Raw genomic sequence first — 13,609 nt, forward strand, 5'->3', positions numbered from 1 at the left:
GCCTTGGCCAGAGGTCTCAGCGTCACGCAGTAGGTTAACGAATTAGCCAGACGGGACACTGGCTTAATGATAACATCAAAGTGTCAAACTCGCTGTGGTCGGGCATAATAACCCCCTGTTTTCAATTGATACAGTGAAGTAAGCGCCCCGGAGTCTACCGGGGTTCGCACTGCCCCGCGGGGCGTATCTTCACCCGCAAACCGGAGCTACAGATTCCATGGATATTGCAGCCTACATGGCCGAGGTGGGCCAGCAGGCCCGCGAGGCCGCAACGGCTATCGCCCGTTCGTCAACGGCGACCCGCAACCGCGCATTGCTGGCCACCGCCGATGCCCTCGACGCCGCCCGTGACGCCCTTGCCGAAGCAAACAGCAAGGATCTGGAAAATGGCCGCGCCAATGGCCTGGATACCGCCATGGTGGACCGCCTGGAGCTGACGCCAGCGCGCATCGACGGCATGATCGAGGGGCTGCGCCAGGTGGCCGGGCTGCCGGATCCCATTGGGGCAATCACCGACATGGCCTACCGGCCATCCGGGATCCAGGTGGGTAAAATGCGTGTCCCCCTGGGGGTTATCGGCATTATCTACGAGTCCCGTCCCAATGTGACGGTGGAGGCGGCCAGCCTGTGCCTGAAATCCGGTAATGCCACCATCCTTCGTGGGGGGTCGGAAGCGATCCACTCCAACCAGGCCATTGCAGAGTGCCTGGTGACTGGTCTGCGTGACGCTGGCCTGCCAGACACCGCCGTGCAGGTGATTCGCACCACCGACCGGGCGGCCGTGGGCGAGCTGATTACCATGCCGCAATTCGTTGATGTCATCGTGCCCCGTGGCGGCAAGGGCCTGATCGAGCGAATCAGCCGTGATGCCCGGGTACCGGTGATCAAGCACCTGGATGGTGTCTGTCATGTTTACGTGGATTCCCACGCCGATCCGGAGAAAGCCCTGAAAGTGGCAGTCAATGCCAAGACCCAGCGTTACGGAACCTGTAACACCATGGAAACCCTGTTGGTGGACCGGGAAATTGCCGACGACATCCTGCCCCTGCTGGCGGGAGCCTTCCGCGAACACTCCGTGGAGCTGCGCGGGTGTGATGGTAGCCGCGCCATTGTGCCGGACATGCTGGCCGCCACTGAGGACGACTGGTTCGAGGAGTATCTGGGGCCGGTGCTGGCAGTCCGTGTGGTTGATGGTCTGGACGGGGCCATTGAGCACATCAACCGATACAGTTCGCAGCACACCGACAGCATCATTACCGAGAACTACACCCGGGCCCGACGCTTTATCACCGAGGTGGATTCCAGTTCGGTCATGGTGAATGCGTCGACTCGTTTCGCTGACGGCTTCGAGTATGGTCTCGGTGCCGAGATCGGTATCTCCACCGACAAGATCCACGCACGTGGGCCAGTGGGGCTTGAAGGTCTGACTTCTCAGAAGTATGTCGTCTTTGGCGACGGACATATCCGGGCCTGACCATGCATCTTGTTTACGGCGGTACCTTCGATCCTGTCCACAATGGCCACCTGCGGGTGGCCATTGAGCTGATGGAACGTCTGGAAGTGGACTGCATCCACCTTATGCCCTGTCATATCCCGCCACATCGGGGTGCTCCGGGCGGCTCCAGCGGCGACCGGCTGGATCTTCTGAACCTGTCGGTGGCGGATGAACCCGGGTTGCGGGTGGACGGTCGCGAACTGATGCGAGGTGGGTCGTCCTATACGGCCGACACGTTGCGACAGCTCCGGCAGGAACTGGGTCCGGACAAACCTGTGGCTATTGTGCTCGGTACGGATGCCTTCAGCAGCTTCGATCGCTGGGAGGAGTGGGAGCAGATCCCGGAACTTGCTCACATCATCCTGGTCAGACGACCACAATCGGAACTGGCTCCGGGGTCCGTGCCCGAAAGGTTGCTGGCAGAGCATCGGGTGGAGAGTGTGCGTGATCTTAAAGCCACGCCTGCTGGCGGTATCTACGAGATTGCACCGCCGATGCTGGATATTTCCGCCACGGGGGTCCGTGAGCGGCTGGAACAGGGGCGTTCAATCCGGTTTCTGGTGCCCGATGCGGTGGTTACGGAAATTAAGAAGCGTGGCCTCTATGCCGGTGAGTCAGGCCGATGATTGGTGGTATACTGAAGTCCCAGACGGGACACGATACCCAATTCCTGTAGCCGGCGCTGGCCGGGTACACGACACAGGATGATTATGCAGCCAGACCAGCTGAAAGAACTCGTAATTGAAGCGCTTGAGGGCGTAAAAGCCAAAGACATCAGTGTCATCGATGTTACCGACCGAACCAGTGTCACCGATTACATGATCCTTGCATGCGGCACGTCCGGACGGCACCTTCGCTCCCTGGCGGAAGCCGTGGTTGCGGACATGAAAGAGCGGGGTATCCGTGATGCCACCGTTGAGGGTGGTGATTCCGGTGACTGGATCCTGGTGGACCTCGGGGATGTGGTGGTTCACGTCATGATGCCCGCAACCCGGGAATTTTATGACCTGGAGCGACTCTGGCGGGATGCGCCGGGCCTGGGTGCCGCTGGCAGCGAATAGGTATGCGTCTGAGGCTGATTTGTGTGGGGCAGAAAATGCCTGGCTGGGTGACCGAAGGGTTTCAGGAGTACACCCGACGCATGCCACGGGAGTTACCGGTTGAGCTGGTGGAAGTCCCCATGGCCCATCGCGGCAAGAACCCCGATGTGCCCCGTTTGATGCAGCAGGAGGCCGAATCCGTGCTGGGCGCCGCCGGCGACCGGGACAGGGTGGTGGCCCTTGAAGTGGGTGGTAAATCCTGGTCGACGGAAAAGCTGGCACAACAGCTTGAGAGCTGGCAACTCGATGGCCGGGATGTCAGTTTTCTGGTGGGCGGGCCCGATGGCTTGCACGCCTCATGCCGTGAACGGGCCGATCAGCAATGGTCCCTGTCACCGCTGACCCTTCCTCATCCGCTGGTACGTATCCTGCTGGCGGAGCAACTGTACAGGGCCTGGTCGATCACCCGGAACCATCCCTACCACCGCGCTTAGGATTGATTCATGGCCTGGGGTGAATTCAAGGACACTGCTGCCGAGCGGCGACTTTTCCAGAGTCGCGTCCTGGTAATGCTGGTGGTGGTAGTAGTCCTGTTCGGTGTGCTCATGGGCCGCTTCTACCAGCTGCAGGTGATCGAACATGAGACCTACACCACCATTTCGGATAGCAACCGGGTCCAGGTCCGCTCGGTGCCACCCACCCGTGGCCTTATCTATGACCGCAACGGTACCCTGATCGCCGAGAATCGTCCGGTTTTCAGTGTCACCGTTGTACCGGAACGGGTGAACGATATGTCGGTCACCCTGGTTCGGCTGCAGGAGCTTCTGGATATCTCCGACGAAGACATGGAACGTTTTCGCCGGCGCCTGCAGGAACCCCGTCGTCCGTTCCAGGAACTGCCACTCCACTATGATCTGACCGAGGAAGAGATTGCCAGTATGGCGGTTCATCGTCATGAACTGCCGGGTGTGGAGGTCAGCGCGGAACTGGTACGCCACTATCCGTTCGGCGAGCTGAACGCTCACGCCCTCGGGTATGTGGGCCGCATCAACCGCGAGGAGCTGCAGCGTATCGATCCGGTCAACTATGCTGGCACCAACTACATTGGCAAGTCCGGCGTCGAGCGGGTGTATGAGGAAGAGCTCCATGGTCAGGTGGGCTACGAGCATGTGGAAACCAATGCCCGTGGCCGAACGCTGCGGGTATTGGAGCGGGAAAACCCAGTGCCGGGCGAGGACCTGAAACTGCACCTGGATATGCGTCTTCAGCAGCGGGCATTCGAGCTGCTGGAAGGCCGCCGCGGTGCGATCATTGCCATCGAGCCCGCTACCGGGGGTATCCTGGCTCTGGCCAGTGTGCCGGGGTTTGACGCCAACCTGTTCGTTACCGGTATCGGGGTGGATCAATATCGCGAGCTCAGCACCTCCCGGGACAAGCCGCTGTTCAACCGGGCGCTTCGTGGTCAGTATCCACCAGGTTCCACCATTAAGCCGATGATGCTGCTCGCAGGGCTGGACAGTGACACTTTTACCAGGGAAAAGACCATCTGGGATCCCGGGTACTTCGAGATAAAAACGGGTGGTCGTCGCTGGCGGGACTGGAAGCGGGGCGGCCATGGCTGGGTTGATGGTCAAAAAGCGGTAGCGGAGTCCTGTGATATCTATTTTTATGAACTCGGTCTGGAGATGGGGGTGGATACCATGCATTCCTATCTCTCCCGCTTCGGCTTTGGCATGGATGCCACCCTGGACGTGGGGGGCGCGCTTCCAGGCCTGCTTCCGTCCCGTGACTGGAAACGGGGTGTACGCAGTGAGCCCTGGTACCCGGGCGATTCGGTCAACATGAGCATTGGCCAGGGTTTTTTCCTTGCAACGCCTCTGCAACTGGGCACGGCGACAGCGCTGGTGGCGAACCGGGGGAAATGGGTGCAACCCCGTATGCTGATGGATGTGCAGGGCGATACGCCTCTCGATTCGATCCTGCAGCCGGAATATCTGGAAGATCTGACCATCGACAACCCTGAAACCTGGGAGTACGTGGTGGATGCCATGGAAGAGGTGATGCACGGTCGCAAGGGGACAGCCCGCGGGGCAGCCGCAGGGGCAGACTACCGTATGGCTGGAAAAACCGGTACTGCCCAGGTGTTCAGTCTGGCCGAGGACGAGGAATACGATGCAGAGGAAGTCCGGGAGCGGCTCAGGGATCATGCGCTTTTTGTCGGGTTTGCCCCTGCCGATGATCCGCAGATCGTGGTCTCGGTGATTGTGGAGAACGGCGGCAGCGGCAGTGGTACAGCAGCGCCCGTGGCCCGGGCCATGTTCGATGCCTGGCTCAAGGAATTCAACGCCGGTCAGCCAGTCGTCAGTCAGGCTGAGGGGCAGCAACCATGATGGGGCGTTCGACCAGCATGGAGTCCAACAGTCTGCAGCGGCCAACCAGCTTGTGGCATCGTCTGCATGTGGATCCGTTATTGCTGATATTACTGCTGCTGGTATCCGGGGGCGGCCTGATTGTGCTCTACAGCGGTGCCGATGCCAGTATCGGAATGGTCGAGAGGCAACTCATGCGGCTGGGCGTGGCCTTTGTGGCCATGTTTGTCTTTGCCCAGTTGGATCCCTCAGTCTATCGGCGCTGGACACCGTGGCTCTATATCCTGGGACTTGCGGGCCTGGTCGCGGTATTGCTTGCAGGGGTGGGAGCCAAGGGCGCACAGAGGTGGCTGGCATTGCCCGGTTTACCGAGGTTCCAGCCCTCCGAAATCATGAAGCTTCTGGTACCCATGATGGCTGCCTGGTACCTGTCCAGGCACTACCTGCCGCCACGGTTTGTTCATGTGATGATTGGCGTTGGCCTGGTGCTGTTGCCCATGGTTCTGATTATTCAACAGCCGGACCTTGGTACCGCGCTGCTGGTGGGTGCGGCAGGCATGTTTGTGGTGTTCTTTGCCGGGTTGAGCTGGAAGCTGATCACCGGCTTTTTCGCGTTGCTGGCGGTGGCAGCGCCAGCCATGTGGTTCTTTGTAATGCGGGATTACCAGAAGCAGCGGGTACTGACCCTGCTGGACCCGCAGAGTGATCCACTGGGCGCTGGCTGGAATATTATCCAGTCCACCACCGCTATCGGTTCCGGCGGATGGAGTGGCAAGGGCTGGCTTCAGGGGACCCAGTCTCACCTTGAGTTCCTGCCTGAGAGTCATACCGACTTCATCGTTGCGGTGCTGGCGGAGGAGTTTGGCTTCGTTGGCCTGCTGGTGCTGTTGGCGGCCTATCTGCTGATTATTCTCCGTTGCCTCTATATTGCGGTTAATGCACAGGATTCATTCAGCAGGGTGCTGGCCGGGGCGCTGACCATGACCTTCTTTGTCTATATTGTAGTGAACATCGGTATGGTGAGCGGTTTGCTGCCCATTGTCGGGGTGCCATTGCCTCTGATCAGCTACGGTGGCACATCCATTGTTACCCTGATGTCCGCGTTCGGTGTGCTCATGGCCATCCACACTCACCGCCGGATGATTACCGCCTGATGGCTGGGGGCGCCACCCTAAAGTCCGGTAATGGTGTGTGCTGTGACCCCGTGATAATCTCCCGGCAAACCAAAGGATCCTGAAGCGCGAATGAAGCACCTGAAGTTCCCGATTTTACTGCTTGTTGTGGCCGCCATGGCGCCTTCACTGCGGGCGGCCGATGGTTACACTGACCGACCTGAATTCGAGGCTTTTGTCGATGACATGGCCCGAAAACATGCATTTGACGCCGACAGGGTGAGACAATGGTTAGGGGAGGCGCGCCATCAGCCTCGCATCATTGAGCTGATCAGTACACCCGCCGAGCGCACCCTGGAGTGGCACGAATATCGCGCCATATTTATCAAGCCAGGACGGGTGCAGCAGGGTGTGGCGTTTCTTCAGGAGCACCAGGATGCTTTCCGGCGGGCTGAGACGGAATCCGGTGTTCCCCGGGAGATCATCGCCGCCATTATCGGCGTGGAAACCTGGTATGGCCGCTACCTGGGGTCACACCGGGTGCTGGACGCCCTGGCTACGTTGGCCTTTGACTATCCGCCCCGGAGCCGGTTCTTCCGTAGTGAGCTGGAACAGTTCTTTCTGATGGTGCGTGAGCAGGGTTTTGACCCCACGCAGTTGAAAGGCTCCTACGCTGGTGCCATGGGTTATGGCCAGTTTATTGCCTCCAGTTACCGCCATTATGCGGTGGACTTTGATGGCGATGATGTGGCCGACATACTCGGCAACCCGGTAGATGCCATCGGCAGCGTCGCCAACTATTTCGAGGAGCATCACTGGCGCTCCGGAGGCCCGGTGGCAATGCGACTGGCTGATAATGTCCAGGTGCCTGACCGTCTGATGACCCGGGAACTCAAGCCCCGGTTCACGGTCTCTGATTTCCGGAGCGCCGGAGTAAAGGTGCCCGGCTCCGTTGCCGGCAACGAACCGGCAAGGGTCATTCGCCTTGAGGGGCAGGACGGTCCCCAGTGGTGGCTTACATTCCATAATTTCTACGTGATCACCCGATATAACCACAGCCATCTGTACGCTATGGCGGTACAGGAGCTGGCTGGAGAGCTGGAGCAGGGCCTGGCGGGTGCTGCGGATTCAGGAGTCGGACCCGATGATAAAGCTGCAGATTGATTGGCGACTGTCGGCGATACTGCTCGGCCTGATGCTGGTGGCAGGCTGTGCCACTGAGAGTGGCCGTTCCGGTGGCGGTGACAATGCCGGTCGTTACGCCATGGCACAGGACCGGGGGCCGGCTGCCGATGTGGATGTGAGCGGGGTGGTAAACGCAGTGCCGCGTTACGAAGAGCCTCGCAAGGCTGGCAACAAGTCGCCCTATGTGGTCTGGGGCAAGAAATACTGGGTGATGGAGAGAGCCAGCGCTGACGGTTATGTAGAAACCGGTATTGCCAGTTGGTACGGCAAGAAGTTTCATGGGCATCGTACGTCCAATGGCGAGATCTACGACATGTACCAGATGTCAGCCGCCCACAAGAGCCTGCCGCTACCCAGCTACGCCCGGGTTACCAATCTCGACAATGGCCGTTCAGTGGTGGTGCGCGTGAACGACCGTGGACCCTTCCATGGCGATCGTCTGATAGACTTGTCTTGGGCGGCGGCCAAGAAACTGGACTATCTGGGCAGTGGCACGGCAAGGGTGGAAGTGGCCGCCATTACCGTGCGCCCTGATGGCAGCATGACGCTGGCCGGGCAGGCGTGGCCATCCGGTAGCGGTGGCGCAAACGAAGATTCGGCCACTGCCGGGACGCCGGCGACCTCCGGCGAGGCCCTGTTTGTGCAGCTGGGTTCCTTCAGCCGTGTGGCGCCGGCACGCCAACTGGAGCAGTCGGTCAGGCAGCGTACCGGAGATCCGGTACGGGTACGCCAGATCACCACTGCCTCCGGAGAATTTCATCGGGTTCAGGTCGGTCCCTTCGGAGACGCCCTGGATGCTGAACGTGCCATGGAGCGGTTGGCTTCTGAAGGCTTTCCGCAGGCCATGGTACTGACTGACAACCACTGATTATTCGTCTACGGGGCACTAATGGCCCCGCTGGTGCATTCATTGATCAAACTGATGTGAACAACCTCATGACCCCTCTAGCAATCCGCCGTTTCCTTGTCTCCCTTGTTCTGCTGGCCGCGCTGCCACTGATGGCCCAGGCCCAGCAGGTGCTGATTCCCTCACCACCGCAAATCAACGGGTCTTCCTATATCCTGATGGACCCGGCCAGCGGTCAGATCATTATGGAGGAAAACAGCAATGAGCGTCTGCCACCGGCCAGTCTGACCAAGATGATGACCGCTTACATTGTCGAACGGGAACTGGATGAGGGCCGGCTAAGCCTGGATGAGATGGTGCCCATCAGCGTCAAGGCCTGGAAGACTGGCGGTTCACGGATGTTTGTGCAGGAAGGTTCCCGGGTCAGTGTCGAGGATCTGCTCAAGGGCGTTATCATCCAGTCCGGCAATGATGCGTCGGTGGCTCTGGCCGAGCATGTGGCCGGTTCGGAAGGGGCCTTCGCGGATGTCATGAACCAGCAGGCCCAGTTGCTGGGCATGAAGAACACCCGCTTCGAAACGGCCACGGGCCTGCCTCAGGATAACCAGTATTCCACTGCCTATGATCTGTCGTTGCTGGCTGCCGCAATCATCAATGACTACCCGGAGAATTACCCGCTATATGCGGAAAAGCACTTCACCTACAACAACATTCGGCAGCCCAATCGTAACTCGCTGCTGTGGCGTGATCCGTCGGTGGACGGCCTGAAAACCGGCCATACAGAGGAAGCCGGATATTGCCTGGTAGCGTCCGCCCAGCGAGAGGACACCCGGTTGATCGCCGTGGTCATGGGCACCGACAGCACCGAGGCCCGGGCCCGGGAAATCCAGAAGATGCTGAACTATGGTTTCCGCTACTACGAGACTGCCCGTCTGTACGGCAGTGGCGAGAGCCTTCTGGAAAGCCGCGTGTGGGGTGGCGAGAATGACCAGCTGAACCTGGGGCTGGCATCCGACATGGTGCTGACGATTCCCCGGGGTGCTCGCGACTCCCTCGAGTCCGTCGTGGAGGTGGATACGGTCATCAAGGCCCCGGTGTCAGCGGGCGATGAGCTGGGTACCGTTACCATCAGTTTCGACGGCGAAGTACTGGCGGAGCGCCCGCTGGTGGCTATCGAGCCCGTGCCCGAGGGCGGCATCTTCAAGCGCCTGTGGGACGCTATCAAGCTTTTCTTCCATAACCTGTTCAACTGAACAGGTTCGCCGGATATTACACAGGAAGGGCCGTCAGATGTCGCAACCCGAACCTCCGAAAATCGAATTTCCCTGTGACTATGCCATCAAGGTAATCGGACACGCAGCTCCGGATTTCAAGGAGTTCGTGGTGTCCGTAGTGGATAAGCACGCCCCCGGCATCCGGGAAGAGCATGTCTCGGTGGTAGACAGCCGCAACGGTCGTTTTACCTCTGTACGGCTGACCATCCTTGCTACCGGCGAGCCGCAGCTCAGGGCGCTGTTTGAGGAACTCAAGGCCAGTGGCCGGGTCCAGATGGTTCTCTGATCGTGACCGATGACCGGCCGCTGGTAATACGCGACCTGGGGCTGCAGCCCTACGAACCCGTGTGGGAGGCCATGAAGGCATTCACAGCGGAGCGTGACCGGTCAGCGCCAGATGAGCTCTGGAGTGTCCAGCACCCGCCAGTGTATACCCAGGGCCAGGCCGGCAAGGCCGAACATATCCTTCTGCCCGGTGACATACCGGTGGTCCAGGCGGACCGTGGGGGCCAGGTGACCTACCACGGTCCCGGCCAACTGGTGGTGTACCTGATGATAGACCTTCCCCGTGCCGGGTTCGGTGTACGCCAGTTGGTGGACATTATCGAACAGTCGCTGGTGACCCTGCTTGAGGAGCAGGGCATCGTTGCAGCACCACGACCGGATGCGCCCGGTGTCTATGTGGACGGCGCGAAAATCGCCTCTCTTGGCCTGAGAGTCCGTCGTGGTTGCTCGTTCCATGGGCTGGCGCTGAACGTCGATATGGACATGGAGCCCTTCACCCGGATCAATCCCTGCGGGTTTTCCGGTATGCCCATGTGCCAGGTGCGTGATTTCAGCCCGTCGGCAAGCCTGGAATTTCTGGCGACGCGTCTGACGGAGGTTCTGGCGAATGCCCTTGGCTATCAATCCGAAAGGTTGCATCGTGACGGACCGTTATCCAGTATTGACCATAAACCGGCGCACTGAGGCCGGTATCTTCTTCTGGTGGGAATGACGGTTAGATCGAGTGCCCACGCTTTATCCACGATATTGAAATCGGGCTGGTAGCCCCGGCCCGTCAGGTGGACCATGTCCGAATCCCGAAAAGGCAGAACCGTTCCCCGCATCCGCACCGGTAGCTTTGAGCGCCGGCTGAGCATGACCCGGGCTGGCCTGTATGCCGGCACCCGAATGGCCTCCCATATGGCCACCAGCTGGCTGACCAGCGCTGACAAGCGAGAGCAGCGCCACAAGGACATGCTCTCAAAGCAGGCCCGCTTCCTGGTGGAAGAGCTGGGTCAGCTCAAGGGCAGTGTGGTCAAGATTGGCCAGATGATGGCCTTATATGGTGAGCACTTTCTGCCGGAGGAAGTCACCGAGGCTTTGCATACCCTCGAGGACCAGACCTCGGCCCTGGAGTGGAAGGCGGTGGAGAAGGTGCTCAAGGAGGAGTTGGGTTCGGACCGTCTGGCCGAGTTGGAGGTGGATCCGGATCCCATTGGAGCCGCCTCACTGGGGCAGGTGCACCGGGCAAAAAGGCGATCTGACGGACTTGAACTGGTGCTTAAGGTTCAGTATCCCGGCGTTGACCGGGCGGTGGACAGTGATCTGGATGCCGTGGCCCAGTTGCTGGCGGTGGCGCGACTGGTTTCCTTCGGCCCGGAGTTCCGGGACTGGCTGGAGGAAGTTCGCGAGATGATGCATCGGGAAGTGGACTACAACCTGGAGGCCACCACCACCGAGCGTTTTCGCGAGCGGCTGGCGGACGATCCACGGTTTGTCGTGCCACGGGTACTTTGGGAGTATTCCACCGCTCATATCATCGCCCAGACCTATGAGCATGGTCATTCCGTGAGTTCGGAAGCGGTGCGGGGATTGCCGTTGGATCGGCGCAGCGAACTGGGCCGGGCGGCTCTGGAGCTGTTCTTTGAGGAACTGTTCGAGTGGGGTGAAATCCAGACCGACCCCAACTTCGGCAACTACCGCATCCGCATCGCCGGTGAAGCTGGTTCCGACTATGAGCACGACCAGATTGTGCTGCTGGATTTTGGTGCGGTACAGGCCTATAGCGACGAATTCCTGAACCCCGTCATCCAGATGATCCGGGCTTCTTATGAGCAGGATGTGGAAGCAGTGATTGATGGCGGTATCAAACTCCATTTCATGAAGCGCGAGTGGCCTGACGAGGTGCTCTACAAGTTCGGCCGAGTCTGCATGTCGGTGCTTGAGCCCCTCGCACCGGCCGAGTATGACTGGCCGGACTACGCCGTAAACGGCGATGGTCAGTATCGCTGGAAGGAAAGCGACTTGCCTTCCCGGGTCGCCCGGGAAGCCGCCCGTTCGGCCATCAGCCGCTATTTCCAGGTACCGCCGAAGGAATTCGTGTTTCTCAATCGAAAGCTGATCGGCGTCTACACCTTTATTGCCGTACTCAGGGCTGAGTTCAACGGCGAGCCGCTGCTGAGGAAGTATCTGTACGGGGAAGGCCACTCCTCAGCATCCTGAAGCCATCGCTGTTGCCTATGATGGCTATTCAAACCATTTAATATACGCATCGTGATATGGATGCCATGATTGGCTGCATCCAATGAAAGGCAAACCGGAGGTACCCCTTGGAAAAGGTAACAATTTACGGTCGCATGAGCTGCGGCTTCTGCGCCATGGCCCGCCAACTCTGCGACCAGAAAGGCTTTGACCACGAGTTTGTCGACATGCCCGCCCTGGGCCTGAGCAAGGACGATGTGGCCGAAAAGATCGGCCATCCCGTTCGCACCGTGCCGCAGATTCTTGTCGGCAACGAGTACGTGGGTGGTTTCGATGAATTTTCCCGGTACGTGTCAAAGGCCTGAGATTCTGCTCGGAAACGAACGGAAGGAGGGTTGGGCCCCGCAGACAACGCACCTGCGGGGCCATGACGTTTACACGTCGAACGGTGTCTTCAGTTTCTTCCCGGTCAGCTGATTCTTAAGCCTGGCCACTTTCGGAATGCCATTCTCGAACGGCGGGAAGGCCTCGCCCTCGATCAGGGGTTGCAGGTATTCCCGACAGTCGTCGGTAATGCCAAAGCCATCGTCGGAAATGAAGTGGATTGGCATTTTCTTTTCCTGGTTGGCCACTTCGCTCAGCGGTGCTTCGCCGATGTGCCAGCGGTAGGGGCTGGACTGTTCGCGCACAATGATGGGCATGACGGCCTGCTTGCCAGCCAGGGCCATTTCCACGGCTTTCTGGCCAACGGTATAGGCCTGCTCCACATCGGTGGCGGAGGCAATGTGGCGGGCTGCACGCTGTAGATAGTCGGCTACGGCCCAGTGGAACTTGTAGCCCAGGGCCTGTTTGACCATATTCGCCAGGGTAGGGGCCACGCCGCCGAGCTGGGTGTGCCCGAAGGCATCCTTACCGCCGGCATCGGCGACAAAGCGGCCATCCTCGTACTGGGCGCCTTCAGAGGCAACCACCACGCAGTAGCCATAGTCCTTCACGGATTGCTCCACCCGGGCCAGGAAGGCTTCCCGGTCGAAGGGGATCTCGGGAAACAGGATGATATGCGGCGGCTCATCGCGGCCATTGCCGGCCAGCCCGCCGGAGGCGGCGATCCAGCCCGCATGGCGCCCCATGACCTCCAGGATGAACACCTTGGTGGACGACTCGCACATGGATTTGATGTCCAGGCTTGCCTCCATGGTGGAGGTGGCAACGTATTTGGCGACGGAGCCAAAACCAGGACAGCAGTCGGTGAAGGGCAGGTCGTTGTCCACTGTCTTGGGCACACCGATGCAGGTGATGGGGTAGCCCATCTTTTCGGCAATCTGGGACACCTTGAAAGCCGTATCCTGGGAGTCACCGCCACCGTTATAGAAGAAGTAGCCGATATCGTGGGCCTGGAACACCTCCACCAGGCGTTCATATTCCCGGCGATTCTCGGTCAGGTTCTTCATCTTGTAACGGCAGGATCCGAACGCTCCTCCAGGGGTATGCATGAGTGCGCGGATTGCCTCGTCGGATTCCTCAGTGGTGTCAATCAGCTCTTCCCTGAGAGCCCCGATAATGCCATTGCGACCGGCGTACACTTTGCCAATCTGATCCGGATGCTTGCGGGCGGTTTCAATCACTCCGCAGGCACTGGCATTAATGACGGCGGTTACACCACCGGACTGGGCGTAGAACGCGTTCTTGATAGCCATCTTGGGCTAGAGCCTCCTGCTGGTTGGACACTGGATTCGGGTGTGGTGACGACGGGGCTCCGTCGTTCAGCTTATGGGGGCGAATGATACGTGAATCTGCCATAGTTTTCATGACAGGCTGCTT

At 59.6% G+C, this 13,609-nt stretch carries 14 protein-coding genes; 13 read left to right on the plus strand and 1 reads right to left on the minus strand.

From position 1 onward, the window contains the following. Window positions 1–217 precede the first annotated feature (217 nt). From ACFOZ5_RS10205 to ACFOZ5_RS10265, 13 genes are all read left to right on the plus strand, one after another. The gene (locus tag ACFOZ5_RS10205) at window positions 218–1,474 is read left to right on the plus strand and encodes a glutamate-5-semialdehyde dehydrogenase (protein WP_379886945.1); all 1,257 of its coding nucleotides are present in this window, start codon (window positions 218–220) and stop codon (window positions 1,472–1,474) included. A gap of 2 nt (window positions 1,475–1,476) precedes the next feature. Continuing rightward, window positions 1,477–2,121, plus strand: coding sequence for a nicotinate-nucleotide adenylyltransferase (gene nadD / locus ACFOZ5_RS10210; RefSeq protein ID WP_379886946.1), 645 nt, complete (start codon window positions 1,477–1,479; stop codon window positions 2,119–2,121). Window positions 2,122–2,205: 84 nt separating this feature from the next. After that, entirely contained in the window at window positions 2,206–2,556 is a 351-nt protein-coding gene (rsfS, locus tag ACFOZ5_RS10215; protein ID WP_379886947.1) for a ribosome silencing factor, read from the plus strand. Between the two features lie 2 nt (window positions 2,557–2,558). Continuing rightward, complete coding sequence (gene rlmH, locus ACFOZ5_RS10220) at window positions 2,559–3,029, plus strand: 23S rRNA (pseudouridine(1915)-N(3))-methyltransferase RlmH (RefSeq protein WP_379886948.1); 471 nt, start codon at window positions 2,559–2,561, stop codon at window positions 3,027–3,029. A 9-nt stretch (window positions 3,030–3,038) separates the two neighbouring features. Then, complete coding sequence (gene mrdA, locus ACFOZ5_RS10225) at window positions 3,039–4,925, plus strand: penicillin-binding protein 2 (protein WP_379886949.1); 1,887 nt, start codon at window positions 3,039–3,041, stop codon at window positions 4,923–4,925. After that, window positions 4,922–6,058 (plus strand): rod shape-determining protein RodA, encoded by a 1,137-nt coding sequence (rodA, locus tag ACFOZ5_RS10230; RefSeq protein ID WP_379886950.1) that lies wholly within the window; start codon window positions 4,922–4,924, stop codon window positions 6,056–6,058. The genes mrdA and rodA overlap by 4 nt, the downstream gene beginning before the upstream one ends. A gap of 90 nt (window positions 6,059–6,148) precedes the next feature. After that, window positions 6,149–7,180, plus strand: coding sequence for a lytic murein transglycosylase B (gene mltB, locus ACFOZ5_RS10235; RefSeq protein ID WP_379886951.1), 1,032 nt, complete (start codon window positions 6,149–6,151; stop codon window positions 7,178–7,180). Continuing rightward, on the plus strand, window positions 7,161–8,069 hold the full coding sequence (locus ACFOZ5_RS10240; protein WP_379886952.1) for a septal ring lytic transglycosylase RlpA family protein: 909 nt from the start codon (window positions 7,161–7,163) through the stop codon (window positions 8,067–8,069). Before mltB ends, ACFOZ5_RS10240 begins: the two co-directional genes overlap by 20 nt. A 68-nt stretch (window positions 8,070–8,137) precedes the next feature. Beyond that, window positions 8,138–9,301, plus strand: coding sequence for a D-alanyl-D-alanine carboxypeptidase family protein (locus ACFOZ5_RS10245; protein ID WP_379886953.1), 1,164 nt, complete (start codon window positions 8,138–8,140; stop codon window positions 9,299–9,301). 37 nt (window positions 9,302–9,338) lie between these two features. Further along, on the plus strand, window positions 9,339–9,608 hold the full coding sequence (locus tag ACFOZ5_RS10250) for an HP0495 family protein (RefSeq protein ID WP_379886954.1): 270 nt from the start codon (window positions 9,339–9,341) through the stop codon (window positions 9,606–9,608). Between the two features lie 2 nt (window positions 9,609–9,610). Further along, entirely contained in the window at window positions 9,611–10,291 is a 681-nt protein-coding gene (gene lipB / locus ACFOZ5_RS10255) for a lipoyl(octanoyl) transferase LipB (protein ID WP_379886955.1), read from the plus strand. Window positions 10,292–10,393: 102 nt separating this feature from the next. Then, window positions 10,394–11,809, plus strand: a complete 1,416-nt coding sequence (locus ACFOZ5_RS10260; RefSeq protein WP_379886956.1) for an ABC1 kinase family protein — start codon at window positions 10,394–10,396, stop codon at window positions 11,807–11,809. Window positions 11,810–11,916: 107 nt separating this feature from the next. Further along, window positions 11,917–12,153 (plus strand): GrxA family glutaredoxin, encoded by a 237-nt coding sequence (locus tag ACFOZ5_RS10265; RefSeq protein WP_379886957.1) that lies wholly within the window; start codon window positions 11,917–11,919, stop codon window positions 12,151–12,153. Between the two features lie 69 nt (window positions 12,154–12,222). Here the strand turns inward: ACFOZ5_RS10265 and ACFOZ5_RS10270 are convergent, their stop codons facing one another. After that, the gene (locus ACFOZ5_RS10270; protein ID WP_379886958.1) at window positions 12,223–13,485 is read right to left on the minus strand and encodes a 6-phosphofructokinase; all 1,263 of its coding nucleotides are present in this window, start codon (window positions 13,483–13,485) and stop codon (window positions 12,223–12,225) included. Window positions 13,486–13,609: the final 124 nt, after the last annotated feature.

Origin of the sequence: Marinobacter lacisalsi (assembly GCF_042651045.1) — a bacterium.
Taxonomy (GTDB): Bacteria; Pseudomonadota; Gammaproteobacteria; order Pseudomonadales; family Oleiphilaceae; genus Marinobacter; species Marinobacter lacisalsi.